We start from the raw sequence: 25176 nt of genomic DNA, 5'->3' as shown, positions 1-25176 counted from the left end.
GCATATAATCCGAAGGGGGGTTTTGGCCGCTCTGCCGCGTTGGAAAACGCTTGCTGCGTGCCCGTGTGTCTCCACACGAAAAAACTGATCCCCGTCTAGGCTGGAAATTAAGAGGGTCAAATTACCCTCACCCGCTGTCTCGGACGGAAATTGTGATTCTTTTAAGGGAAGCACAATTTGTAGGGGAGCCATTAACGGGTGGGGCGGGGATGTCAAGAGTGGGTGGGTTTTGAATTCGACTGCGGGCACAATAGGAGACGTTTGGATTATAATGGCTGTCGGTCAGCTGACGCACTGATTGCCGTCGTTGGTTAGATTGTTTATTGTGGGGCTAATCGGCGGATTTTTTGGAAATCAAACCTATGAGCAAGAAGACTGGCATGTACCTCCTAGCGACGGGAATTTCCTCCGGGTTAATGTCGCTCCACACTCTGAAGGTCGTCGATTTTGGCAGTTTTGCAAAGGGGTTTGCCTTGCTGGTTCTCGTCTTCGCTATATTAGCATTGTTCTCTAGCGCTCAGGACCGAAAGGCGAAGAAAGGCTAATCGGTCACCAAATAGACGCTCACGGTTTAAATGTGCGCTAGCAGCCGTTTCCTGAAACAGGTTCGGCATTGATTCTACTGTGGGATCCACCAGCGTTATTTCTGAATACTGATATTCTCACGCAGATAGCGGCATGGCTTTCCAATAAACCTTCTCCCTCACGGGAGAAGGTTTATTGATCCCGCTGCAGCACCCCCGCTTCAATTTCGTAATAATCGCCCTTGTCGGCGACGAAGATATGGCTCCAGATTTTCGTCTCCGTCGGCTGGTCGAAACAGCCCATGGCGATGGCGATCTTGTCGTGGTGGATAGGGTCCCAGAACAGGAAGGCGCCGCAGGTGTCGCAGAAGCCGCGGCGGACTTTTTCCGAGGATTGGTACCAGCGGATATGGTCTTCGCCGTTGATGGTGACGGCGCTGGTCGGGACGTCGATCGAGGCCCAGTAATGGCCGGATTGCTTGCGGCACTGGCTGCAGTGGCAGGCGTCGGCTTCGGGCAGGTCGCCGGCGACTTCAATTTTTATGGCGCCGCAGAGGCAGGAGCCCTTGTGGATGCTGTCGGTCATATCAGCCCCCCGTGCTTTTGGTCTTGATGTTGAGCTGGCCGGCTAGCCCGGCCTTGCGGTGGACGGCAATCGCCTGATATTCCGGCGACATCACCATGTTCTTCATCGCCTCCAGCGAGGGATATTCGACCAGTGCGACCATGTCCCACAGCTCCTCGACCTCGCCCAGCATCAGCCCGGTGACCAGGCCTGAAGAGATGCTGCGCGCACCGACATCGGCGATGCATTTCTGCACTGCCGCGCCATAGCGCATATAGGCCTCGCGGCCGGACAGATTGGCGTCGGAGCCATCGGCATAGTCCGCCTTGTCCTTGAACTTGAGCAGATTGACCATGATGAACGGGCCATCCTCCGGCGCGCCGAAAAAGGCCGTCATCTGTTGCGGTGAGGGATCGACTTTATTGGTGACTATCACGGGCACTCTCCTGCTGTGGTCAGGCGAGTCTCATAATCGAAAAAGCGGCAGGATTGCACGTTTGAAATGCACGCGGGAGATTCAGGCGCGTGTTACGGTCACCCGCTGCTCGACCATATTCATGCTGCCGAAGGCGGTAAGAAAGGAGACATCGGTGGCGTCGCGGCCGATGCCGATCACCGCCATATCCGCTGGCTCTGCCATGCCGGTGGGGTCGATCAGATGCCAGCGGCCATCGAGGAAAACCTCGGGCACGGCGTGAAAATCCTGCGGCTCGACGTCGGGCGCATAGGTGCTGGCAAAGCGGGCCGGGATATTGGCGGCGCGGGCCATGCTGATCATTATATGGGCATAGTCGCGGCACACGCCCTTGCGTGCGGCAAAGCTTTGCTCGGCGTTTGTATGGACATTGTCGCTATCCGATCCATAGGTCATGACCCGTTCGATATAGTCGGCCATGGCTGCCACCAGCGGGCCGCCGCGCAAGCCGGAAAATTCGCTGGTGACCACTTGGTCAAAAGCATTGACCGAGCAATAGAGCGAGTTGAACAGATAGGGCACGGCATGGCCGGGCAGGTCGCTGAGGGCGGTTCCGGGCAGAGCGGCAAAATCCGGATTGGCGCGATCAATCGCAACCCGCGCGGCATAAGAGATGGTGAGCTGCTCCTGCTGCGTGGTCCACAGCCTTGTGCCGATGCCATCGTGGGCCGCGACGATGGTTTTGTCGTCAGCGGTGCCGATGCTGATGTCGGAATGTTCCAATATCTGGTCGGTCGTCGCCGCGGCTTCTACCTGGACCAATATGGTGCAGGGCGCGGGGAGGCGGTAGGATAGTTCTGCGCTGATCTGCAATAGGGTCATCGCGGGTCCTTAGAAAAATGGCGCATGAAAAAAGGCCGGGATTGCGCCCGGCCTTTTTCTAGCAGCTTATTGTGTCATCCCCTGCTGTTGCCGGGGCGACGGGCGACGAATCAGGCGCCTTCAATCTCGCTGAGATCAACCTTGAGGCCGGGCCCCATGGTCGTGCTCAGACCGATTTTGCGGACATATTTGCCCTTGGCACCGGATGGCTTCGCCTTGATCACCGTGCTGACCAGCGCATCGAAATTCTTGCGCAGATCGGCTTCGGAGAAGCTGGTCTTGCCGATACCATTGTGGATGATACCCGCTTTTTCGACGCGATATTCGATCTGGCCGCCCTTGGCGTCCTTGACCGCTTGCGCGACATTGGGAGTAACCGTGCCGAGCTTCGGGTTGGGCATCAGGCCTTTGGGACCGAGAACCTTACCGAGACGGCCGACGAGGCCCATCATGTCAGGAGTAGCGATGATGCGATCATAGTTGAGGTCGCCGCCTTGCATGGCTTCCATCAAATCTTCAGCGCCCACCGTATCAGCGCCGGCAGCCTTTGCTTCGTCTGCTTTCGCATCCTTGGCAAATACCGCAACCCGGGCCGTTTTACCGGTTCCGGATGGCAGCGAAACCACGCCGCGGACCATCTGGTCAGCATGGCGGGGGTCGACACCAAGATTGATCACGACATCAAGTGTCTCGTCAAACTTCGAGGTAGAAGCGAGGCCTTTCAGCGTCTTGATGGCTTCATCGATGGTGTACAGTTTTTCGCGGTCAACTTTTGTATTGATCGCCTGCATTTTTTTGGAGAGTTTCGCCATATTCTTATCCCTCCACCACTTCTACGCCCATCGAGCGTGCGGTGCCTGAAATGATTTTCATAGCCTGCTCAATGCTGTTGGCATTGAGGTCGGGCATTTTCGTTTCGGCAATTTCCTTGATCTGCGAAGCCTTGATCGTTCCGCCGGCCACTTTGCCAGGTTCGCTAGAACCCTTTTTCAGCTTGGCAGTCTTCTTGATCAGATAGCTGGCTGGCGGGGTCTTGGTGACAAAGGTAAAGCTGCGATCGCCATAGACCGTAATCTTGGTCGGGATCGGTGTGCCTTTTTCAAGCTTGTCTGTCGCCGCGTTAAACGCCTTGCAGAATTCCATGATATTGACGCCGCGCTGACCCAATGCTGGGCCGATCGGCGGGGATGGATTTGCAATACCGGCAGGTACTTGCAAATTGATATAGCCATCAATTTTCTTAGCCATTTTGGCTGTCCTTTCATTCTTTTGGGCTTGGCGAAATTGCCGCACCCGCAAATTAAGTGGTCAAACGGAGAGCGAACCCTCCTCCCACACTGGTTATTCGAAACCGAAGTTTCAAATCTCTGTTTCGTCACTCCAGCTTGCGCCGGGATGACGGGTTAACTGATCAGGTCGACTTCGCCAAAGTCCAGTTCGACCGGGGTTGCGCGGCCAAAGATCGATACGGAAACCTTGACCTTGTTCTTGTCGAAATCGAGTTCTTCGACGATTCCGTTGAAGCTGTTGAACGGTCCGCTCTTGACCTTGACCTCGTCGCCAATTTCGTAGCTGACCGTGATCCGTTCTTTCGGAGCGTTGGCCGCTTCTTCCTTGGTGTTGAGGATGCGGGCGGCTTCGCTTTCGCTGATCGCCTGCGGCTTGCCGCTGCTACCGAGGAAGCCGGTTACCTTGGGCTGGTTCTTGACGAGGTGATAGACATCATCGGTCATTTCGAGCTTGGCCAGAACATAGCCGGGGAAAAATTTCCGCTCCGACTGGATTTTCTTGCCGCGCTTGACTTCGGTAATCGTCTCGGTCGGGACTTCGATATCCTCGACCAGTTCGGTCAGGCCGAGCCGCTTGGCGTCGGCCTCAATGGCTTCCTTGACCTTGTGCTCAAAGCCCGAATAAGCGTGAATGATGTACCAGCGTGCCATGCGAATAACCTAAAAAATTTATATGGGGCGTTTATGCAAGGCTCAGGAGCCAGGCTACAATCCCGTTAAAAACCGAATCAACGCCAAGAAAAAACAGGCCCAATATTGTGGTCATGATCAGCACGAGGATCGCCGTGCGGACGGTCTCGGGCCAAGTGGGCCAGACGACCTTGTTGGTCTCAGCCTTGACCTGATTCATGAATTCGCCTGGATTGACTTTCGCCATGCTTGATTCCCTAAACTTTCTCGCCGGTTTCCACATAAACTCCGGGTGTCAGTCATTTGACCGTCTTCAGATATATGCATGGTTTCGGAAAGAACCAGCCCTTTAGACGCGGATTCCCGGATTCGCAAGAAAAAGAACGGAAATTTACGGGACTCGTGCCGCTTCGACCAGAGACCCTATCCAGGGGAGATGCTCGCGGCCAACGAACAGCTGGTCGGCAATGACATAGGTTGGCGATTCGAAAATTCCGGTTTCTTCGGCTTTTGCGCGAATCGAGACTAGTCGCGCGCGGGCCGATGGCAGATCGGGAAGAGCCATGTTCAGCGAGGATAACAGGGCGGCTACCACCATTTCATCATCCAGGTCCGCCTGCTCGACCCAGTAAGCTGAAAAAGCGGCGCGGATGAACGGGATCGGATCGCCGTCAATGCTGGCCATGGCCGCCAGCGCCGTTTCGCTGCCAGCCGGTATTTCTGAAAAATGCATCTCCCGTCCCTGAACCGCAGCATAATGCAAATGGGTTTCGCGCTGAGCAAGGGCGCGGACGCGGCGATGACGCTCGCCAACCGTCTCGTCCGCTTGTTCTTCAGGCACGGAAAACGGCCGGACCGAGAAGGGAAGCCAGTCGATATGGACGCCGGTTTCGCGCGCCAGAGCCAATGTCGGTTCGAGCGCCAGACAGGATGCGGGTGACTTGAAATCGATGAAGACGGTCAGCATAATACGGGCTCCATGTCATCGATCTCATAGGCGATATCGGGCGCCGGGCCTTTTCGTCCCTGCAAGTGCCAGCGGACAAAGGGAAGATGCTCGCGGCCAAACAGGATGGTGTCGTCAAAGACATAGGTCGGGACACCATAAATGCCGCTCGGGTGGAGCTGCGCCTGCAGGGCGTCATGCTGGTCGCGACCCTCGCCTTGCTGAAAGGCAGCAAAGCCGTTCGAATCGATGCCAGCCTGCTCCAGACAGGCGGCGACAACGGCGACATTTTCGATATCCAGCTCGCGCCGCCAGAACGGCGGATAGACCGCGTCGAAATAGGCGCCGAGCCGGTCACGGTCGGTCTGCATGGCCCATGAAATTCCGATATTGGCGATCGACGAGTCCCAGATTTTTTCGGTACCCTTGAGCATCAGGCCCTGACGCTCGACATAGCGGCGCGCATCGCGATAGGCATATTTCACCCGATCCCACTGGCTGGCACTGCGGGTGCTTTCGACCAGCTTGCCCTTGCTCTTGCGCGCCGATCCCAGATAGCTGGGGATATCGAGGGTTAGTGGCCGCCAGTCAAAGCGCATATCCAGCGATTGTTCCAGCGCCAGCGTCTGCCGGATCGCGGCAAAGGCATAAGGGCTTTTGATGTCGACATAGACAATCAGCGGGGCTTCGCTCTCCAAGGCTTGCATCGGTCATCTCCCTGGATAACAGCTTAATATTGTTGCAATTTCCGGCCCGGGTGCATGCCATCGACATAGCCCATGAAAGGCTCGTGAATGGAATAGCCGAGCAATTCCTGCACGCGCTTTGGCAAAGCGGCTGCTTTTTCAGCAGGCACGGCGAGCAACATGGTCTCCAATGGCCGCATCCAGCCCGGGCAATATTGCGGTGTTACGATCATTCGCGATTGGTCCGACCGGTTTGCGCCGCCGCGATGCCATAAATTACCCTTGGTAATCATCAGGGACCCGGCTGGCATGACCGCCTTTATGGCGTCGCTATGCGCGCCCGGATCAACGCTCTGATCGCTGCTGCCTTTGGTGATGAAATCGGACAGGCTGTTGGCACCGTTGAGTTCGACCTTGCCCCATTTGTGGCTGCCGGGAATCAGTTCGGTTGCACCATTATCTTCGGTCATCGGATCAATCGTCCAGAAGGTGCTGACGCCCAGCGCCTTGCGCGGAAGCGGCTGACGGCAATGCTCATCGTCCATATGCCAGGGCTGAACGGTTTCGCCCGGGTGCAAGTTGATCGCAAGACAGGCTGACAACAGACAGGATTTGCCCAGTTCCTTCTCTGCAAAAGCCAGTTGCAAAGGATGGGTGACCAGATCCGAAAAAACCGGGTCTTTGCCCAGCATTGCGTAGATGCGATTGGACTGGACGCCTTCAAATACATTGCGTCCGCGAATATCGGCCTGGATAAAAGGGTGAAGCGCGGCCCGTTGCTGTTCGACCTCTTCCCGGGACATGATTCCGGGGAAAATCACATAGCCGTCGGTCTCATATTTTTCCCAGCATTGCGCGAAACTTCTGCCGCCCAAATAGGGCTCCAATCCGGCCTCGTCAGCCGGTGCTATTTTTTGCTCGATCATTGAGTAATCATGGCAGAAAACTGTGGTTCAGGCAATTGACAGCAGCGACGCTAGGGCATCCGATTATTAGTGCCGTTCGATCAAGTCCCATTTATTGCCAAAGGGATCACGAAAGACTGCCACCTTGCCATAGCTTTCGACTCGGGGCTCTTCAATAATGTCAACGCCGGCCCGCTCCATGAGGGCGATATCCTCGTCAAAATCATAGGTTTCGAGAAACAGGAACACCCGGCCACCGGCTTGTTCGCCAATGATCTCTTCCTGCGCTTCGTTCTCCGCCTTCGCCAGCAGCAGGCGGGTTTCGGTGCTGCCCGGCGGCGCCACCAGCACCCAGCGCTTGTCTTCCGACAGATATGTATCTTCGATCAGCTCAAAGCCCATCAGGCCGACATAAAATTCGATCCCCTGATCATAGTCAGGAACGATCAGGCTGATGGCGGAGATAAACTGGGGCATGAAAATTTCGGTGCTACAAAGGAAAAATGGCAGGAGTGCACGGACTCGAACCGTGGGCCCTCGGTTTTGGAGACCGATGCTCTACCAACTGAGCTACACTCCTGCACTGGCCGTTTCGCCCTCGCGGAACAACCAATTCGCGGGCATTAGCGCCCTGCGATCCATTCGGCAAGCGTGATTGTTTCCGGGTCAGCCAAATCGCAACATGGTTAAATCTGGGCCTATCGCTGTTTACCGTGAAGAGGAAGGCATGGTTAACCCATCGGGTTCAATATTGGGCCGTAGCCAGCTATTCATCGATCAGGGCGGCGTCCACCCCAGCGATATTCGCGGTCAGGAGACAGATATGCCAGACTCGACAACCCACATGCCCCCGGCAAATAACAATGCTTTTCAGCAGAACCTGCCCTATTCGGTCGCGTCCAACGAAGATCGATGCGCGCCACGGCAACGAATCAGGGTTGCCGCGCGGATGCGGTTTTCCTGCTCAAGCAGCTTTCCGACGGAAGTGACGGACCTGTCGATCGCCGGATTTTCCTGCGACGCTCTGCTGCAGATGCACCCGGGCACGCTGTGCTGGCTGACGCTGCCCGGTCTCGGCGCGCTTGAGGCTGAAGTGGTGTGGCATAGCAAAAATGGCATGGGCTGTGCGTTCAAGAATCTGCTCAATCTGGCCGTATTGAATCATTATGTGGCAAAATTCCCGGCAGCGTGAGTGTTGCCAGGGTCCTGATCCTAGCATTTATCTGCTTTTCTCGCGCGTGCCTGCGCTGCTATGTTGCGGTTCCCAGCTGCTCCGGAGGCACATATGACAGACGCAGGCTCGCCTTTTCCAAACAAGCCCGAACCGCTTAAAGTCCTGCGGATTTTCAGGAGCAAGGATGCGCCCAGTCTCGATGAGGCCGGGCATATGGCTTATGTCGATGATGATCCGGTGATTTTGGCGGGTGCGGCCAGGCTTGGCGAAGCCGGCATTGGAGAGGGAGCGGTATTAAAATGCCTGTTCAGCGGCTTTGGCTTTTCGCTCCACTATGTCTGGTTCAAGCCCGGCTATCCGCTGCCTTTGCACAGCCATGACAGTGATTGCCTCTATTATCTGATCAGCGGCGATATCCGGATGGGCACGGAAGAAATGGGTGCCGGCGACGGGTTTTTCCTGCCCGCCGGCACGCCCTATACCTATACCGTCGGTGAGCAAGGCGTCGAGCTGCTCGAATTCCGAACCCAGGAAGATTTTGACATCCGGTTCAAGGGCAAGACCGACGCCTATTGGGAGAAGATGCTCGAAAAGCTGCGCGCCGAGCAACCGAAGTGGAAAGAGGTACTGCCGCCGGTCAGGGACTATCGCAACGTCTGAACCGGGGCCTGAACCGGATCACTCCGCTGCTTGCAATTGCGGTACGAAAATCCGTTCCAGTTCCGCGTCATCCGCCTTGGTCAAACGGTCGACCCATTGGTGGAAGGCCTGACCACCGCCTTCGTTGCGGCCAAACCATACCTTGTCAATAAGGCCCGATTGCAGCGATTCATGCTGGCGTTTACCGGTCTTGTAGTCTTCCTCGGCGACGACGACTTCCAGAAAGTCGAACTGATCCCGCGCGCCCTGACGGACGGCATCGTCGGTTGGCGCATGTTCCATCACGTAAAATTGCGTGGTGAAGCTTTCGCCGACGGTCTTGCCGGGGAACAGCTGCGATATCATCGCCCCGCGACCGCCGCCGCCATAGAAGCTGGCGATCGAGATATGCGGGAAAATCGTCCAGACGCCCTGCAACAGCGCATCAATCGGCCAGTCTTTTTCATCCATCTCGCTGAGATCAATCTGCTCGTCGCTACCCGTCTTCTGAACAAATTTCGATGGCGAGGAGAGGCGCTGATGCGGCCCCCAGTAGAAATAATTGGCGCGGTTGAAGAAATCTGCGCCAAACGTGTCCTTGTGCAGGACCGGCAGGTGATAGAAATCCAGATAACCATCATAGGCGGTCTTCCAGTTTGGCCCCGGAATCGTCCGCTGATCAAACAGGTGCCAGCCGTCGAAGCCAAAATGCTCGAGCAGACTGTCATAGCCACAGAGATAGGATTCGATATCGAGCGTGCTGTCCGGATCGAGCGTCGCCCAGATCAGGCCCGCCCGCTCCAGCGTCGGAAATTTCTTCAGGCAGAAAGCCGCCTTGTCAACGGTTCCGAAATCTTTCGGCGATGCAATCGCCAGCAGGTCGCCGTCATTCTTGAACGTCCAGCCATGATAGCCGCAGGTGAAGCGCGACGCCTTGCCGCTGCCTTGCGCCACCGGATTGCCGCGATGGGTGCAGCTGTTCAAGAAAGCCTGTGCGGTCCCGTCCTTCTGGCGCGTGATCAGCACCGGTATGCCGGCCATGTCCATCGCCTTGTAACAGCCCGGCTCGGGCAGCTCGCAGGATGGTGCCATCATCAATGGCAGCCGCTTGAAGATCAGATTTTTCTCGCGTTCAAATCGGGCTTCATCGGTATAGTCGGATGCAGGCACCGCGACCACTTCATCGACCAGCTCCATTGTGTCTGCCTTGCCATGTTCAACCAGTGAACGGGTCATTTCCAACAATTGTTGCCGCGACATTTCTCTCTCCTAAGATTCTGGAGGAGATTATCATATTCGCGCGATGCGGAAACTATTCTTTCTGCGGAGGGGGGCGTAGCGGCAATGTTCCGGGGCCGGGCTCGTTGCGGGTCCAGATCCAGCTGCCACTGATCAGTGCCGCAGCAATCGGAATCAGATTCCAGGGCAGTTTGACAAAGAGCAGGGCAATCACACAGCTGACCGCAAAAGCGAGCGTTGCCGCCCATTTACCGCGCCGGGTGATCGCGCGCCGATCGCGCCAGTTCTTTATATGGCCGCCAAAGACATGATGCTCGACCAGCCAGGACTCCAGTCGCGGCGAACTGTTCGCGAAGCAGAAGGCCGCGAGGATCATGAATGGCACGGTGGGCAGCAGTGGCAGCACGACACCGATGCTGCCCAGTGCTACCGAGATCAGACCGGCTGCCAGATAGAGTTGTCGCTTCATGACCGGCCTTTAACATGGATTGTGGCGGATGCCGACCGTTTCGGTGAGTCATTATCCGGCGATGAAAATCTGACCGCAGGTCGCTATCCCGCGCATCATCGCCACCGGGATGTCAAGCCAGTGTTGTTGCTCTGGCGTGGCTCGATGAAGCGGCGAAGCGCAAGATGCAGTAACCCAGCACACCCGAAATCAGCGAGCCGCTGATCACGCCCAGCTTGACTGTTTCGATCTGGTCGGGATCGACAAAGGCCAGATTGCCGATGAACAGACTCATCGTGAAGCCAATGCCGGTCAGGCAGGCGAGTCCGTATAGCTGCAGCCAGGTGACACCGGCTGGCCGCTTCACCAGACCGATTCTGGTCGCCAGATACATGAACCCGAACACGCCGATCTGCTTGCCAATGACCAGTCCCGCGGCAATGCCAAGCGCCAGCGGAGCCATCAGGTCAGCAATCTGCAGCCCGGCCAACGACACGCCGGCATTGGCAAAGGCGAATATCGGCAGCACCAGAAAGGCCGTCCAGGGGTGCAATATATGTTCGAGATGTTTTAGCGGCGAACTGCCATCTTTGGCGGACAGCGGTATCGCAAGCGCGGCGATTACTCCGGCGAGGGTTGCATGGACGCCGGACTTCAGGACGCATATCCAGAGAAAAATACCGACCAGAATATAGGGCGCGGTGCGGATCACGCCCAGACGATTCATCGCGAACAACAGCAGTGTTCCGCCACCCGCGAGCAACAGGGAGAAGCCCGAAACTTCCGCCGTGTAGAACAGAGCGATGATGACAATCGCGCCAATATCGTCGATGATCGCGATCGCGAGCAGCAATATTTTCAGCGAAACCGGTGCATGTTTGCCGAGCAGGGCGAGCACGCCCAAAGCAAAGGCAATGTCGGTTGCTGCCGGAATCGCCCAGCCGTTGACATTTTCCGGCACTGTCCAGTTAAAATAGAGGAATACCAGGGCCGGCAGAGCCATGCCGCCAACCGCTGCAATGGCGGGAAGCGCGGCTTGCTCGATGCTGGAAAGCTGGCCCTCGAGCAGCTCGCGTTTCACTTCCAGTCCGACCAGAAAGAAGAAGATCGCCATCAGGCCGTCATTGATCCACAGTGCCAATGGCTTGGCAATTTCCAGCCCGCCAAATTGTATGGCGACCGGGATGTCGAGGAAGGCCAGATAATAGGGATTGAGCGCGCTGTTGATGGCGACCATGGCCGCCACGGCCGCACAGAATAATATGATGCCTGCGCTGGTTTCCTGCGCAATAAATTCCTGCAGGGCATTGCCCAGTTTTTTCACCATCGGGGCATCGTCCTGATTATAAAAATCGGGGCGGCTAGCGCTTGGGGGAGTGCTGCCGCCCCAGGGGTTGGGGGAGGGGTTGGGTAAGCTATGCGGTTTCGCTTTGCTGTCGGCATTGTGCACCACGCTGAATTTTGCGGATGCGCTCGGCCAGGCTGCGCTGCAATTCTCTTAGCTCACGAACTTGTTCGCTATTGTCGTGTCTGCTCGCCATCCGGTTTCCCGGATTGTGATGTTTGCGGTTCAGGCTATTGGCATATTGTTCCACGACATATCCTCTTTCTATCGTGCCTCGGCATCGATACAGTTGATATGACGCAAATCACGTGATAATTCTAATCGAATGAAATCGTAAGAATCGATAGATTGTTTCTATAAGGTGGAATTGCGCTATGCCGACTTTACGCCAATTCGAATATTTGGTCGCCGTTGCCGACCACCGCCATTTTGGCAAGGCCGCGCAAGCCGCCGCCGCTTCCCAGCCGACCCTGAGTCATCAATTGCGGACTCTCGAGCAGAGACTGGGTGTGACATTGGTGGAACGGCGCACCCATGGCGCCGAACTGACTCCGGTCGGCCGGGAGATTGCGGATCGCGCGCGTCAGGTTCTGGTTCAGGTGAAGGATATTCGCGATCTGGCCGAACGGGCAAGCGACAGTCTGGCCGGAATCTTGCGCTTTGGTGTTTCGCCGACGCTTGGCCCCTATCTAATGCCTCCGGTGATTGCGGCTCTGCATCGCACCCGCCCGGATCTGCGCTTTTACATGCGCGAAGGCATACCCGATCTGCAGGCGATGGAACTGACCAAGGGCTCTATCGATATGCTGCTCGGGCCTTTGCCGATCGAGGGCGAAAATCTGCATATCGAACCATTGTTTCGCGAACCGCTGATTCTGGTCGCGCCGCCGGATCATCCGCTCGCGGCCAGGGAAAATCTCGTCCTTTCCGATCTTGCAGGATTGCCGGTGCTGAGCCTGGATCGACGACACCATCTTCATCGCGACGTGGCGCGTCAGTGCCAGCAGCATGATATGAACCTGCTGCGCGACTATGAGGGCACCAGTCTGGACAGCGTTCGGCAGATGGTGGCTTCCGGTCTGGGATTGGCGATTTTGCCTGCGCTCTATGTGCGTTCGGAACTGGCCCGTGGCGGAGATGTCGCTTTGCTCAACGTCGAAGGCTGGTCGGTGACCCGCAGTATTGGCGCCGCCTGGCGCACCAATGCCGGCTTTGCCAGCGAATATGCAGCGATTGCGGAAAAAATTGCCGACGAAGCCCGTGTTCTGATGTCGGAGTGACGGACAGCAATTTTGTCGATTTCCGTCTGGGCGAATGGTACTGACCGGGTTATCCCCCTTTGATGACTATTGATCTCGATCTTCTGATAAAAGCTTATGCGTCGGGCATCTTCCCGATGGCCGACGCGCGAGATGATCCGGAAACCTTCTGGGTTGAACCAAAGGCCCGCGCGATTATCCCGCTCGACAATTTCCGGATGTCGCGCTCGCTGCGCAAAACCATAAGATCAGACCGCTTTCGGGTGAGCACCGACACTGCCTTCGCCAATGTCATCGCGATTTGCGCTGCGGAAGCCGGGGATCGCAGAGAAACCTGGATAAATGCCGAAATCGAGGCGGCGTTCAACCAGCTGCACCAGCTGGGCCGTGCGCATAGCGTCGAATGCTGGCTGCGGGACGATGAGACCGGACAGGAAAATCTGGTTGGCGGTCTTTATGGTCTGGCCATTGGCGGTGCTTTTTGTGGTGAAAGCATGTTTTCACGGTCTCGCGATGCTTCGAAGGTCGCATTGGCGTGGCTCGTAGCGCGGCTAAAAGTCGGTGGGTTTCCGCTGCTCGATTGCCAGTTCATGACCGATCATCTGGCATCATTGGGGGCGATTGAAATCAGCCAGGAGGCCTATCTGGAAGAGCTCAAAAGGGTGAGAGGCTATGTGCCGTCTTCGGTTTCGCCGATCAGGTCGCCGATCAAATCGGCCGGTGCGTTCTTCGGCGCCGGTCCGGGCTTGGCCGCTGGCGGAGCGGCGGGTGCCGCGGTTTCCGGCACGGTTTCATTCGGTGCGCTTGATGGGCTATTGGCGAGATTGGACGAGGATGTTCGCGGAGCGGTCGGATTGACCGAATCTTCGGATGAATCCTCTTCGCCCGGGAAGCTCATTGCGCAACTCTTGACCCAGACATCATAAATCGGGTGCTCGACAACATTCAGCGAAGGTGATTCGCGAAACAGCCAGCCGGAAAAAACCCGTTTCCACTGATCTTCGCCGGATCGATTGGGTGGTCGTTCGTTGACCAGAAGCTGGACAAAGGCGCCCTGTTCAGGGGTCAGTTCCCAAGGCGCCGTTTTCTCGCAGGCACGCAAACGGACAATCGCACGGCCGATCCGGATCGACTGACCCGGTCGCAGTTCGAGATCCCGCGTCAGACCATTGCGCTTGTTGAGAAAGCCGAGCGTGGCGACGCGTTCCGCCATCGGTGTTCCGATCTGATCGGTCACCGATGCGACCAGGTCACCATCGGTTGCGGCAACCTTGCCCTTTTCAGCAGCCTGACCGGTTGCATTTTCATCGATATTGTCGCCGCTGAACCAGCCACAGCCAGTCAGCAGGAGTGTCGCCGCCAGCATCGAGAATGGAATGGAGTGGCGCGCCATGCCTGTCATTCCGCTTCGGCGGGGTTCCAGGATTCATAGTCGCCGGTCGCTGCGGCACGGCGACCGCCTTCTTCCAGAGCACCTGCAGGGCGATAGGCTTGCGCGGTACCAGTCAGGTTTCCGCTCGGTTCCTTTTCCCAGATCCGCGCCTGCGGCAGATGGCTTTCGGGAATCTCGTCATAGCTGTGATGCAGCCAGCCATGCCATTCGGGTGGCACGCGGCTGGCATCATTGGCGCCATTGTAAATGACCCAGCGCTGTCCGGCAGGATGACCAGTGCCGGCTTTTTTTGATTGAAAATATATATTGCCAAACACGTCCTCGCCGACGCGTTTGCCGTTGCGGGCGCTGAACAGGGCCGTGCCGATAGTCGCGCCGTCCCACCAAGTGAATATGTTCGCCAATATGCTCATGGCGTTCGCTTAGCCCCGCAGCCATGCGCTTCGCAATGAAAAAATGTCAAATAGGAAGGATGTTTGCGGATGCGGATATCATCACCGCCAGGAGACGGTGTTGCCCGGCTCGATGCTTAGCTCAGCTGCCCGGCCTGCAGCAATTTCGAGCACCGTCGCAATCGGTTCATTGGAGCGAACGGGTGCAAGCGAATAGGGTATGGTATTGGCGGCAATCGATTCGATCGTCCCGTCCCTGCGGACGAAGATAATATCGAGCGGAATCACGGTATTCTTCATCCAGAAACTCGCGACCCGATCCTCGGGAAACGGAAAAATCATGCCCTTGTCGGGTGCCAGTCGGGTCCGGAACATCAGGCCCTGGGCTTGCTGAGCGCCGGTTTCTGCCACTTCCACGATAAAATCATGATTTGCGTCCGCCGTGCGAATGCTCAGCGGAACCTGAGTGAGGCCCGCCTCGGATAGAGGCAATTCGGTTTGCAGGCTGGTCGCTGTTGTATCGCCGGCCCGGGCATAGCAACCGGACATGCTGGCGACACAAAGCAGGGCCAGGGAAAGCTTGATCGCTTTAGACATTTTAATCATCCGATATGTTGCTGTTTCAGTCTGACGGCGGCAGACAGACTTGCACGGCCATATGGCCGCGATTCCCGTCTCTTATGCGGGCCAGCAATGATTGGCCCGGAACAATTTCTGCAATGCCTGCGTCACGGAGCGTTTCCATATGGAGGAAAATATCACCGCCGAAATCGTCACTGACCAGAAAACCATAGCCCTTGGCGCGATTAAACCATTTTACCTCAGCATTGATGAAGGTGGAATCGCCATCGACAATATGCATTGCCTGATGCGAGCCTGATGCTACCGGCAGTTCGTTTTTTGCCCCGCATTTGGAAAGATCAATGTCGAGAATTCTGGTCGCCTGCAGCCCTTTCGGCGCGACGGCATATTCACAGGTGACTAGCGCCATTTCCGGCAATTCCCGTGTGCCCAGGGATTCAAGAAGGCTCCAGTGAACCAATATATCCGATTGGGGGGTGGAGCCATCGTCGTCCGGATCGCTATTTTCCGGAACAATGAAGCCGAAGCCGCGATGACTGTCGAACCATTTTACGCGACCGGTGGCACGCAGCAATTCGTTATTGGCCGGTGAATGATCGTCGTCGCTGGCATGGCGCGAGCCATCATCCGCAGGGTCAGGTTCCGCAAACAAGCTTGCCACTATGCATCTCCGAACAAAACTACGCCAAATCAAAAGTCTAACACATTTCGACTCGGTAACCACCATATATCACAATAATATTAAACTGGCGATTCTTGACGACAAGGATGCCAAGCGAATGAAAGAGGTCAATCTACTTGCTCTGGCAAAGAACTAGTCTTCCGCTGTTATTTTCTCGCCGGGCTTGGCGAAGACAAAACGGGATGCCAGGTCGAAGTCATGGCCTGCGCGCAGAAACGCCTGTAATTGCTTGCGGCATTTGTCGGCGTCCTGCTGGCTCTCGGCATAGGAACCAATTTTTCGCTTGCGGGCAAATTTATCCGCTGCCGCCCATTTGTTTGATTCACTGATCTCAAACGCTTCGCGGCCGTCCGCTTCGCTGATGCCGGCCTGGTAGAGCGCATGGGAGACACGGCGGGTTCCATAACCGCGACGGGTGAGGGCCGCAGCCTTGTTCTGGGCGTATAACGCGTCATCAATATAACCCTGCGCGACGAAACGCTCTACCAGTTGTGCGACCGCGGGAGGGTCTGCATCCTGCCATTCCCTTTCCTGAATTTTTCGGTGCAGATAATCGGCCAGTTTTTTCCGGCTCGTTGCATATCGCTCGACATAGCGTATAGCCAGCCGAAGCAAGCTCTCCTGATCTAACGTTTTAACGCTTTTTTTCAACGATTTAGCCTTCAACTTTGACGTTTGCCCTTTTTGTGCCACAGTCGGGCCGAAATTTAAACGCCAGAGGTTATCAATAACATTGGCAGAAGCGGCTAAAAGTGAGGTCAAAAAGACGACTTACTCCCTTACCGAGCAAAAAAGATTGATTTTGGGAAGGCTGGACCTCCCGGAAATGGATATTGGATGACCGAACTGACGCCAACCCCGACCTTGGATGAACTTCCTCGCCGCTTCTCCGACTTTGAGACACTGGGCGATGCCCTGGACTATGCGGCCCAGGGGCAAAAGGGATTCAACTTTCACGATGCCCGGGCTTCGCTTGTCCGGGCCTATCCGTTCAGCGAACTGCGGGAAGACGCGTTGGCGGCGGCAAGACGATTGATCGCATCCGGCATAAAGCCGGGTGACCGGGTCGCGCTGATTGCCGATACCGAACCACAGTTTTGCGCGCTGTTTTTTGGAGCCGTCTATGCTGGTGCGCTGCCAGTTCCACTGCCATTGCCGACCTCCTTTGGCGGCAAGGAAAGCTATATCGAGCAGATTGGTGTGCAGCTCGACAGCTGTGACCCCGCATTATTGCTGTTTCCGGACGAGATTGCCGAATTGGCCGGTGCGGCCGGTCAGTCCCGCGCCATTCCGGTTTGCGGATGGGATGCCTTCGCACAGCAGGAGGCTCCCGACACGCAATTGCCGTCCGCCAACAGCAGCGATATCGCCTATTTGCAATATTCCAGCGGTTCGACCCGGTTCCCGCACGGCGTTGCGGTCTCGCACAAGGCGTTGCTGCACAATCTAGGCTCGCATGCCCATGGCATGCTGATCGGCGGCAGTGATCGCTGCATTTCCTGGCTGCCCTTCTATCACGATATGGGCCTTGTCGGCTGCTTCCTGTCGATGGTCGCAAATCAGGTTTCCACCGATTTTCTCAAGACTGCGGATTTCGCGCGGCGGCCCTTGTCGTGGCTGGATCTGATCACCCGCAATCCGGGCACGTCTTGCAGCTTTTCGCCGACCTTCGGCTATGAAATTTGCGCGCGCCGCATTGGCAGTCAGTCCAATGTGCAGGAACGGTTCGATCTTTCGCGCTGGCGGCTTGCGGGCAATGGCGCGGACATGATCCGGCCCGACGTGATGCAACGGTTTACCGATGCTTTTGCGTCCGCAGGATTTGATGCCAAGGCCTTCTTGCCGAGCTACGGTCTCGCCGAAGCAACGCTGGCCGTGACATTGATGCCATCGGGCGAAGGCATGGAAGTGGAACTGGTTGAAGAAACCGAGCTTTCCGGCGAGAAAAAGAGCGATGGCAGTCGCCCGAAACGGTTCCGCGCGATCGTCAATTGCGGAAAACCGGTGCGGGATACCCTGCTGGAAATTCGCGAGGAAAATGGCGCGGTTCTGGCTGAAAAAGCCGTCGGCAAGGTCTGGATGAAAGGCCCGGCGGTGATGGAATGCTATTATCGCGATCAAGAGGCGACCGATGCCTGTCTGATCGACGGCTGGCTCGATACCGGCGACATGGGTTATCTGTCGAACGGCTATCTTTACATCGTCGGTCGCGCCAAGGACATGATCATCATCAACGGCAAAAATCACTGGCCGCAGGATATCGAATGGGCGGTTGAACAATTGCCCGGTTTCAAAGCCGGAGACATAGCCGCTTTCGCCATCACCACACCGGGTGGGGAAGAAACGCCTGCCGTGCTCGTTCAATGCCGGACCTCGGACGAGACCGAGCGTCTGCGGCTGTGGAACGAGATCAAGGAAAAGGTGAGAGCCATTACCGGAATGAATTGCGTCATCGAACTGGTGCCACCGCGCACCTTGCCGCGCACCAGTTCCGGCAAGTTGAGTCGGGCAAAGGCGCGTAATCTATATCTTTCCGGCGATATTCAGCCATATGCGGTTGCTGCCTGAATCGGCTTAACTTTTGTTAATCGAAAGGCGTATAAATAATAAAGGCGTATAAATAATTAGGTCCATCCTTACTTTTCGCTAATAATTGCAGCGTAAAGAGGGACGGTGTTAAAAACTATCGCTCAATCCGGTTTGCCACGGGTCATCCCGCTCAGCGTCTTGCTTGGCCTTTCTGATCCCCATGGGGTTGATTGGGGCCGGATTCGCGCGCTGCAATTCAATGGCAATAATCAGCATGGTTTGCTGAAGATAGTTTCCGCGATCGTATGCGGTTTGTTGATCGTTCAATTGGGCATCGGCCAAGTCAATATCATGCTTCTCGGCCTGTGGCTCGCGGGATTGAGCGCACTATATATCTACGCCCACCTGCTGTATCGTAAACAGTCGGGATGGCAGCGCAAGTCGATCAATCGTTCTGATATGACGGTATTTTATCTCATTTCCCTGGTCGGCGGCTCACTGTGGGGCGCGGGCTTTTTGCTGTTCGCATTCAGCACGAACCTCATGACCATGATACCGGTATGGGCGATCATCATCTGCCTGATGGTGGGTTCCGCGATGCTTTTGTCAACCGTGCCGCTCAGCAGCATTTTATTCATATCATCGGCCAGTGCCGCAATAATTTGTGGCTGGTTATATTTTGGCAGCCCCCATCTGGCCCTGGCCTCTCTGGCGATCGCGGTCTTGTTGATTTCCGGCTGTCTGATGACCGGCCGGTCATTTATTGACAAAAGGGTCGCGGAAGCCAGACTCATCGAAAAAAGCGAAGTGGTCAGCCTGTTGCTCAAGGAATTTGAGGATACGGGGGCCGACTGGCTTTGGCAGACGGATACGTCGCGCCGCATAACCCACGTTTCGCCGCGATTTGCCCATGCGATAGGCCAGCCCCCGGAGCAGATCGAAGGCAAGCCGTTCCTGCAACTGGTCGCTGGAGAATCCTGGGAAAGCGGAAAATTCTCGACCGCCTTGCACGAACTGGCGGAGAAGTTGAAACGACGCGATAGCTTCAGCAACATGCTGGTGCCTGTCCAGATCAATGGCGAAAATCGCTGGTGGGAATTGTCTGCTTCGCCGAAACTCGATGATAACGGTATGTTTCATGGATTTCGCGGTGTCGGATCGGACATAACCGAGCAGCGCGAATCGGCGGATAAAATCTCGCATATGGCCAGATTTGATACGCTTACCCGCCTGCCCAACCGCCTCCAGCTTACCGATGCGGTGCAAATGGCGTTGCAAACGGCTGAAAAATGGAACGGCCGCTGCGGCTTCATGATGCTCGACCTTGATCGGTTCAAGGCGGTGAACGACACGCTCGGCCATCCGGTGGGTGACCGGTTGCTGGCCCGCGTATCTGATCGGCTGCGATCGATCATGACCGACAACGAGCTGTGCGGTCGCCTCGGTGGCGATGAATTTGCCATTGTGGTCAACGACGCGAGCGACACGCAATATATGGAATTGCTGGCCAAAAAGATTATCGATACCCTGTCTCGTCCTTATGAAGTCGACCAGCACACACTTTACATCGGCGCCAGCGTTGGCACAGCTATAGGTCCTCGAGACGGGCGCACGGTCGAAATGCTGATGCGCAGTGCCGATCTCGCGCTCTATCGCTCCAAGGATCAGGGCGGCGGGGCGTTTACGCATTATGAGCCAAAGCTTCACGTTCAGGCGGAAGAGCGGCGAGTCATGGAAATGGCCTTGCGCAAGGCGCTGGAAAATGACGAACTGTTGCTCAACTACCAACCTGTGGTCAGCGCTGACTCGGGTGGGGTTGTCGGCTTTGAAGCGCTGCTGCGCTGGAACAGTCCGCAATTCGGGTCTGTTTCGCCGGTCAAATTCGTGCCGCTGGCAGAAGAAGCTCGCCTGATTGTCCCGATCGGCGAATGGGTGATGCGAACGGCTTGCAAGGAGGCCATGAAATGGCCTTCCACGGTCAAGGTCGCGGTAAATGTTTCAGCCGACCAGCTGACTGAAGTGAATTTCCTGTCGATGGTTATATCCGCTCTCGAGGAGAGCGGGCTGCCACCAAATCGTCTGGAGATAGAGGTGACCGAGAGCATTTTCATGCACGAGGGTAACGGCGCTGCAGCAATGCTCGATCAAATCATCGCGCTGGGTATCAATCTGTCGCTTGATGATTTCGGTACGGGCTATTCCTCGCTCGGCTATTTGCGCAAAACCCGATTCTCGACGATCAAGGTTGATCGCAGCTTTGTTCAGGGGGCAGCCAAAAATGCTCCCGAAAGCCTTGCCATCATCCGTGCAGTTGTCGCGATGGCGGATGCTTTGGGCATGGCCACGACCGCCGAGGGTGCCGAGACAGCGGAAGAAGTGCAGATGATCAGGCGGCTGGGTTGCAGCAAAATCCAGGGCTATTATTTCGGCCGTCCGATGATCGCCGAAGATGCCAGAAATTTATTCAGTAGCTTTGAAGCCCAACAGTTGGAATATGGCAAAAAGTCGGCATAGGCGGGCTTGCCCGGACTATTTTTTTGCCAGTCGCTTTTCTATGCCTCGCCAAAGGCGAGCATAGGCCTGGGCGGCCGGGCTGTGCGGCGCGAAACTGCCGACAGGTTGTTGCAAGCTGGTCATATGTTCAACGGCGCTAGACATCGGGATAACTGGCCATTTCGGTTGTCGGATCAAACCCTGTTTATGGATTGAGCGCCTTCGGTCGACCATCGTGTACACCGGCAGCAAGGGGGCATGTTTTTTCCCGCTGCTGTCCAGAAACATTTGCACATTGGCAAGCGCGCGTTCCGAGAGGGGCGAAGGAATGACCGGGACAATGACAATATCGGCGTTGCGCAGGATTTGCTCGCTTGTCTCCGTCAGGCCGGGCGGGCAATCAAGAATGATCCGGTCATAGTCCTTGCTCATTTCCTTGAGCAATTTGCCGAGATGTCGTTTTTTGCTGATCTGGAAAAATAGCCGGTCGAGACCACGCAGCGACACATCCGCTGCCAGAAGATCCAGATTTTCTATTTCTGTATGTTTGATCAACTTGTCCGGTTTGACTTCGCCGGAGACCATCGCGCGCGCGCGATCCTTTTTTGACTGGTCACCCTTTAGAATGAAGGAAGCCGCGCCTTGCGGGTCGAGATCCCAGAGCAGCGTCCGCCGCGAACTGCCGACGGCGCTATTCCAGGCAAGATTCACTGCCGAACAGCTTTTTCCGACGCCGCCTTTCATGCTGTACACTGCAATTACCGACATTATTCTTCCCGGTTTATTTCATTCAAATTCGCCGAAATCGCGTCGGATCAGAGAATCTCCTGCACGATTTCCTGCGGACGGCACAGCCTGACTCCCTTGTCGGTCTCGACCAGTGGCCGGTTGATCAGCATCGGCTCCCGGGCCATCGCATCCAGAAGCTGATCAGCGGTAGCATCGTCCTTCGTCAGCCCCAGCTCTTCCGCCGGCGATCCTCGCACTCTTAGGCCCTCCTGCGGGGTCATGCCAGCATCGTCGAAAAGCTGTTTCAGCTTGGCACGAATCGGCGGATTTTTCAGATATTCAATCACGGTCAGCTCAACACCGGGTGCTTCTTCCAATATCGCCAATGTCTTGCGGGACGTGCCGCAGTTCGGATTGTGCCAGATCGTTGCTTTCATGATTCTCTCCCGTTTCGTCGAAAGAGCTTCATAAACACCAGTTAGGCGATGTTTCAAAGAAAAACCCCGGACAAGCAAAATTCGATCTTGCATATGAGAACTATTATCATTAGCAACGCAGTTATTGAGAATGGTTCTCATATATGGGGGTTTATCTGTGAATAATGTTCTGCGTCTTCCACTGCACGTCCTGGCGTCCGCCAGCCTGATTGCGATCGCTACTGGTCCGGTCCACGCAACGGCCCAGGAAGCATGGGACGAAGGCTTTGCTGATGAGCAGGAGATCATCGTAACCGGTGAGAAAGAAGGCTATGTCGCGATCAGCAGCGCGGGCCTGAAAACCAACACCCCGCTTATCGACACGCCGCAAACGGTGTCGGTGGTAACCCGCGAGCAGCTTGATGATCAGGCGCTCCAGGATATTGGCGATATACTCCGCTACACGCCGGGCGCATCGATCGGCCAGGGTGAGGGCAATCGCGATCAGATCACCATAAGAGGACAGAATAGCACCGCCGATTTCTTTGTTGATGGCATACGCGATGACGTCCAATATTTCCGGCCGCTCTATAATATCGAGCGGGTCGAGATCCACAAAGGCCCCAATGCGATGATCTTTGGCCGCGGCGGCGGTGGTGGAATCGTCAACCGCGTGACCAAATCGCCGATCGCTGATCGCCAGTTTGGCGACGCAACCGCAAGCGTTGACAGTTTTGGCGCTTATTATCTCGGCGGCGATCTGAATTTACCGATTGGCGATACCGCGGCCTTCCGGATCAATGGCCTGTATGAAGAATTTAACAACCATAGCGATTTCTTTGACGGCCGGCGCTTTGCGGTCAATCCGACCTTCGGTGCCGAGCTTGGTGACAATAGTCGGATATTGCTGTCCTACGAATATGTCGATGATGATCGCGGAGTGGACCGGGGCAATCCGGCAGAACTGCGCGCGGCTGGCAATAGCTGTTCGCTTGCCGACCCTTGTGGCCCGCTCACTGGCTATCGGGATACGCTATTCGGCCAGCCCGGAACCAACCGCACCACGCTGCAGGCGCATATCGTCAAGTTGCGAGTCGAACATGATTTCAGCGATGAACTGAGCTTCAGCGCGACCACCCAATATGGCGATTATGACAAGCTCTACCGCAACATCTATCCGGTTGATGCGCGCAGCAATGACATCCGGCTGACCCCGGTCGCCAATTCCGTCACCCTCGACGGTTATGTCGACACCACCGATCGTGAGAATTTCATCAGCCAGGGCAATCTGTTGTGGACGGGTGATACGGGCGCTCTGGGCCACAGCCTGTTGTTCGGCTATGAAATCGGCCAGCAGCAATCCGCCAATGCACGGCGTGACATATTATTCGCTGCCAGCAATGATGACCTGGTGGTGGTTCCGCTCACCGACCCGATCGTCGTTCCGGCCTTCAGCTTTCCGGCCTTCAATCGCAGCACCGTTTCCGACCTTAAATTCCTGTCGCTTTATGTGCAGGACCAGATCAGCATCGGCGATCATTTTGATATTATCGGCGGCGTGCGTTTTGACCGATTTGATCTTGATGTAAATGATATCCAGAGCGGCCTGTTGCTGAACCGGACGGACGAGAAATTCTCGCCGCGTTTCGGCGCGATCTACAAGCCGCAGGAGAATATCTCGATCTATGCGAGCTACGCCAAAAGCTTCCTGCCCAGGTCGGGCGACCAGTTCCTGACGCTGAATCCGACCACCGCCAATCTGGCCCCGGAAAGTTTTGTGAATTACGAAATTGGCGTGAAATGGGATCTGACATCCGGGCTCAGCCTGACGACGGCCCTGTTCCGCCTGGATCGCGACGATCAGGCGATCCTGCTCGACAATCAGGGCAATAGCACGCTGTCGGGTTCGCGGACCGAAGGCTTGGAATTCCAGCTGGTTGGCAAACTCACCGAGGCATGGCAGATCAACGCTGGCTACAGCTATCTCGACGGCCAGCAGCGCAATGCTGGCACCGTTGGCGGACAGGATCTGCGCCTGTTCCAGGTGCCGGAGCATATGATCTCGCTGTGGACGAAATATGATGTCACCGAGAAATTTGCTGGCGGAATCGGGGTGACCCATCAGTCGAGCCAGTTCGCCACCAATGACAATAGCGTCCGCATTCCGGCTTTCACCCGAGTCGATGCCGCGCTATATTATGATGTCAGTGAAAAACTGCAGGTCCAGCTCAATGTCGAGAATCTGTTTGACGAAACCTATTACCCGTCGGTTCACAACAACGACAATATCTCGACCGGCGAGCCGCTCAATGCGCGGCTGACGGTGAAATTCGGCTTTTAGCAGACCTGTGCCCCGGCGCAGGCCGGGGAACAGCTATTCCTTTGGCGTCAGCGCCGGAACCGCCTTGGCGGCATCTTCTGGATCAATACCGGGCGGCGGGGCGGCGCTGAGTACCGCTTCTCCCCGCGCCACACGCCCGGCGCGCTGAATCGCCTCGCGGATCCGCGGATAGGTGCCGCAGCGGCAGATATTGGTAATCGCCTCGTCAATCGCGGCTTTCGATGGATTGGAATTTTTCTTCAGCAATACCGCCGCCGCCATGATCATGCCGGATTGGCAAAAGCCGCATTGCGGCACATTTTCTGCGGCCCAGGCCTGCTGCACCGGATGGCTGCGATCGCGCGACAGCGCCTCGATGGTGGTGACAAAGCGGCCTTCCAGCTCGCCAATGGTGACCAGACAGGAGCGGATCGCCTCGCCGTCTACCTCGACCACGCAGGCACCGCAGTCGCCGGTGCCGCAGCCATATTTGGTTCCGGTGAGATTGGACGCATCGCGCAGCGCCCAGAGCAAAGGCGTTTCCGGGTCCATCCGGTACCAGACCGGGCGGTCATTGACGGTGAATTTGGTCATCGGATTTAACTCGTCATCCTGAACTTGTTTCAGGATCTCCTGCGTGTGGCTTATTCAATAAGAGATGCTGCAACAAGTTGAGCATGGCGAACGCGGTCTT

General features: G+C 56.2%; 29 protein-coding genes, 1 tRNA gene and 1 pseudogene. 7 read left to right on the top strand and 24 right to left on the bottom strand.

Annotated elements, in window-relative coordinates; genetic code table 11:
* Positions 1 to 717: 717 nt before the first annotated feature.
* The 12 genes from V7665_RS03425 to V7665_RS03370 form a co-directional block, all read right to left on the bottom strand.
* Positions 718 to 1110 carry a GFA family protein gene (locus tag V7665_RS03425; RefSeq protein ID WP_335663133.1) on the bottom strand — a complete coding sequence of 131 codons (393 nt, stop codon included), beginning with the start codon at positions 1108 to 1110 and terminating at the stop codon, positions 718 to 720.
* A 1-nt stretch (position 1111) separates the two neighbouring features.
* Complete coding sequence (locus V7665_RS03420) at positions 1112 to 1525, bottom strand: DUF1330 domain-containing protein (RefSeq protein ID WP_335663132.1); 414 nt, start codon at positions 1523 to 1525, stop codon at positions 1112 to 1114.
* Positions 1526 to 1606: 81 nt separating this feature from the next.
* Positions 1607 to 2386: a transglutaminase-like domain-containing protein gene (locus V7665_RS03415; RefSeq protein ID WP_335663131.1), complete on the bottom strand. Its 780-nt coding sequence runs from the start codon at positions 2384 to 2386 to the stop codon at positions 1607 to 1609.
* A 110-nt stretch (positions 2387 to 2496) separates the two neighbouring features.
* Positions 2497 to 3198 (bottom strand): 50S ribosomal protein L1, encoded by a 702-nt coding sequence (rplA, locus tag V7665_RS03410; protein WP_335663130.1) that lies wholly within the window; start codon positions 3196 to 3198, stop codon positions 2497 to 2499.
* 4 nt (positions 3199 to 3202) lie between these two features.
* A complete protein-coding gene (gene rplK / locus V7665_RS03405) occupies positions 3203 to 3634 on the bottom strand; it encodes a 50S ribosomal protein L11 (protein ID WP_335663129.1) in 432 nt (143 codons plus the stop codon).
* A gap of 155 nt (positions 3635 to 3789) precedes the next feature.
* Complete coding sequence (gene nusG / locus V7665_RS03400; RefSeq protein WP_176280761.1) at positions 3790 to 4326, bottom strand: transcription termination/antitermination protein NusG; 537 nt, start codon at positions 4324 to 4326, stop codon at positions 3790 to 3792.
* A 31-nt stretch (positions 4327 to 4357) separates the two neighbouring features.
* Positions 4358 to 4552, bottom strand: a complete 195-nt coding sequence (gene secE / locus V7665_RS03395) for a preprotein translocase subunit SecE (protein ID WP_067197601.1) — start codon at positions 4550 to 4552, stop codon at positions 4358 to 4360.
* Positions 4553 to 4696: 144 nt separating this feature from the next.
* The gene (locus V7665_RS03390; protein WP_335663128.1) at positions 4697 to 5272 is read right to left on the bottom strand and encodes a DsbA family protein; all 576 of its coding nucleotides are present in this window, start codon (positions 5270 to 5272) and stop codon (positions 4697 to 4699) included.
* Positions 5266 to 5958 (bottom strand): DsbA family protein, encoded by a 693-nt coding sequence (locus V7665_RS03385; protein WP_335663127.1) that lies wholly within the window; start codon positions 5956 to 5958, stop codon positions 5266 to 5268. Before V7665_RS03385 ends, V7665_RS03390 begins: the two co-directional genes overlap by 7 nt.
* Before the next feature lie 23 nt (positions 5959 to 5981).
* Positions 5982 to 6863, bottom strand: a complete 882-nt coding sequence (locus V7665_RS03380) for a phytanoyl-CoA dioxygenase family protein (protein WP_335663126.1) — start codon at positions 6861 to 6863, stop codon at positions 5982 to 5984.
* Positions 6864 to 6929: 66 nt separating this feature from the next.
* Positions 6930 to 7319: a VOC family protein gene (locus tag V7665_RS03375; protein WP_335663125.1), complete on the bottom strand. Its 390-nt coding sequence runs from the start codon at positions 7317 to 7319 to the stop codon at positions 6930 to 6932.
* A gap of 27 nt (positions 7320 to 7346) precedes the next feature.
* Positions 7347 to 7422 (bottom strand) — tRNA-Trp (locus tag V7665_RS03370).
* 147 nt (positions 7423 to 7569) lie between these two features.
* Between V7665_RS03370 and V7665_RS03365 the strand changes: the two genes are divergently transcribed.
* Complete coding sequence (locus tag V7665_RS03365; protein WP_335663124.1) at positions 7570 to 8034, top strand: PilZ domain-containing protein; 465 nt, start codon at positions 7570 to 7572, stop codon at positions 8032 to 8034.
* Positions 8035 to 8127: 93 nt separating this feature from the next.
* Positions 8128 to 8676 carry a cupin domain-containing protein gene (locus V7665_RS03360; protein WP_335663123.1) on the top strand — a complete coding sequence of 183 codons (549 nt, stop codon included), beginning with the start codon at positions 8128 to 8130 and terminating at the stop codon, positions 8674 to 8676.
* An 18-nt stretch (positions 8677 to 8694) separates the two neighbouring features.
* On the opposite strand, the gene V7665_RS03355 is transcribed toward V7665_RS03360, so the two are convergent.
* The 3 genes from V7665_RS03355 to nhaA all read right to left on the bottom strand — a co-directional run bounded on the left by V7665_RS03355 (position 8695) and on the right by nhaA (position 11669).
* The gene (locus V7665_RS03355) at positions 8695 to 9915 is read right to left on the bottom strand and encodes an aromatic ring-hydroxylating oxygenase subunit alpha (RefSeq protein ID WP_335663122.1); all 1221 of its coding nucleotides are present in this window, start codon (positions 9913 to 9915) and stop codon (positions 8695 to 8697) included.
* Positions 9916 to 9967: 52 nt separating this feature from the next.
* Positions 9968 to 10363 (bottom strand): YbaN family protein, encoded by a 396-nt coding sequence (locus tag V7665_RS03350; RefSeq protein ID WP_335663121.1) that lies wholly within the window; start codon positions 10361 to 10363, stop codon positions 9968 to 9970.
* 112 nt (positions 10364 to 10475) lie between these two features.
* Positions 10476 to 11669, bottom strand: coding sequence for a Na+/H+ antiporter NhaA (gene nhaA / locus V7665_RS03345; protein WP_335663120.1), 1194 nt, complete (start codon positions 11667 to 11669; stop codon positions 10476 to 10478).
* Positions 11670 to 12061: 392 nt separating this feature from the next.
* Between nhaA and V7665_RS03340 the strand changes: the two genes are divergently transcribed.
* Positions 12062 to 12967 carry a hydrogen peroxide-inducible genes activator gene (locus V7665_RS03340; protein WP_335663119.1) on the top strand — a complete coding sequence of 302 codons (906 nt, stop codon included), beginning with the start codon at positions 12062 to 12064 and terminating at the stop codon, positions 12965 to 12967.
* 59 nt (positions 12968 to 13026) lie between these two features.
* Positions 13027 to 13872 carry a leucyl/phenylalanyl-tRNA--protein transferase gene (gene aat, locus V7665_RS03335; RefSeq protein WP_335663118.1) on the top strand — a complete coding sequence of 282 codons (846 nt, stop codon included), beginning with the start codon at positions 13027 to 13029 and terminating at the stop codon, positions 13870 to 13872.
* Between the two features lie 35 nt (positions 13873 to 13907).
* Here the strand turns inward: aat and V7665_RS03330 are convergent.
* The 5 genes and pseudogenes from V7665_RS03330 to V7665_RS03310 form a co-directional block, all read right to left on the bottom strand.
* Positions 13908 to 14159: pseudogene (locus V7665_RS03330) on the bottom strand (DUF2155 domain-containing protein); the annotation flags it as partial.
* A 185-nt stretch (positions 14160 to 14344) separates the two neighbouring features.
* Positions 14345 to 14752, bottom strand: a complete 408-nt coding sequence (locus V7665_RS03325) for an NADH:ubiquinone oxidoreductase subunit NDUFA12 (protein ID WP_335663117.1) — start codon at positions 14750 to 14752, stop codon at positions 14345 to 14347.
* A gap of 81 nt (positions 14753 to 14833) precedes the next feature.
* Positions 14834 to 15328: a DUF192 domain-containing protein gene (locus tag V7665_RS03320; protein WP_335663116.1), complete on the bottom strand. Its 495-nt coding sequence runs from the start codon at positions 15326 to 15328 to the stop codon at positions 14834 to 14836.
* Positions 15329 to 15353: 25 nt separating this feature from the next.
* On the bottom strand, positions 15354 to 15974 hold the full coding sequence (locus tag V7665_RS03315) for a cold-shock protein (protein WP_335663115.1): 621 nt from the start codon (positions 15972 to 15974) through the stop codon (positions 15354 to 15356).
* 153 nt (positions 15975 to 16127) lie between these two features.
* Positions 16128 to 16757, bottom strand: a complete 630-nt coding sequence (locus tag V7665_RS03310; protein ID WP_335663114.1) for a regulatory protein RecX — start codon at positions 16755 to 16757, stop codon at positions 16128 to 16130.
* Positions 16758 to 16832: 75 nt separating this feature from the next.
* Here V7665_RS03310 and V7665_RS03305 point away from each other — a divergent pair, with 75 nt between their 5' ends.
* Complete coding sequence (locus V7665_RS03305) at positions 16833 to 18563, top strand: fatty acyl-AMP ligase (protein ID WP_335663113.1); 1731 nt, start codon at positions 16833 to 16835, stop codon at positions 18561 to 18563.
* Between the two features lie 108 nt (positions 18564 to 18671).
* On the opposite strand, the gene V7665_RS03300 is transcribed toward V7665_RS03305, so the two are convergent.
* Positions 18672 to 18866, bottom strand: coding sequence for a hypothetical protein (locus tag V7665_RS03300; protein ID WP_335663112.1), 195 nt, complete (start codon positions 18864 to 18866; stop codon positions 18672 to 18674).
* A gap of 201 nt (positions 18867 to 19067) precedes the next feature.
* On the opposite strand from V7665_RS03300, the gene V7665_RS03295 reads away from it, so the two are divergent.
* The gene (locus V7665_RS03295) at positions 19068 to 21038 is read left to right on the top strand and encodes a putative bifunctional diguanylate cyclase/phosphodiesterase (RefSeq protein WP_335663111.1); all 1971 of its coding nucleotides are present in this window, start codon (positions 19068 to 19070) and stop codon (positions 21036 to 21038) included.
* 15 nt (positions 21039 to 21053) lie between these two features.
* On the opposite strand, the gene V7665_RS03290 is transcribed toward V7665_RS03295, so the two are convergent.
* Together V7665_RS03290 and arsC are read right to left on the bottom strand one after the other, a co-directional pair.
* Entirely contained in the window at positions 21054 to 21785 is a 732-nt protein-coding gene (locus V7665_RS03290) for a ParA family protein (protein WP_335663110.1), read from the bottom strand.
* A gap of 47 nt (positions 21786 to 21832) precedes the next feature.
* Positions 21833 to 22183 (bottom strand): arsenate reductase (glutaredoxin), encoded by a 351-nt coding sequence (gene arsC, locus V7665_RS03285; protein WP_335663109.1) that lies wholly within the window; start codon positions 22181 to 22183, stop codon positions 21833 to 21835.
* 157 nt (positions 22184 to 22340) lie between these two features.
* On the opposite strand from arsC, the gene V7665_RS03280 reads away from it, so the two are divergent.
* The gene (locus V7665_RS03280) at positions 22341 to 24503 is read left to right on the top strand and encodes a TonB-dependent receptor (RefSeq protein ID WP_335663108.1); all 2163 of its coding nucleotides are present in this window, start codon (positions 22341 to 22343) and stop codon (positions 24501 to 24503) included.
* Between the two features lie 33 nt (positions 24504 to 24536).
* On the opposite strand, the gene V7665_RS03275 is transcribed toward V7665_RS03280, so the two are convergent.
* Positions 24537 to 25076, bottom strand: a complete 540-nt coding sequence (locus V7665_RS03275; protein WP_335663107.1) for a (2Fe-2S)-binding protein — start codon at positions 25074 to 25076, stop codon at positions 24537 to 24539.
* Between the last annotated feature and the right edge of the window lie 100 nt (positions 25077 to 25176).

Origin of the sequence: Parasphingorhabdus sp. (genome assembly GCF_036964675.1) — a bacterium.
Lineage (GTDB): Bacteria > Pseudomonadota > Alphaproteobacteria > Sphingomonadales > Sphingomonadaceae > Parasphingorhabdus.
Note: the sequence above shows the minus strand (reverse complement) of the source record. Positions and strands in the feature narration are given on the sequence as shown.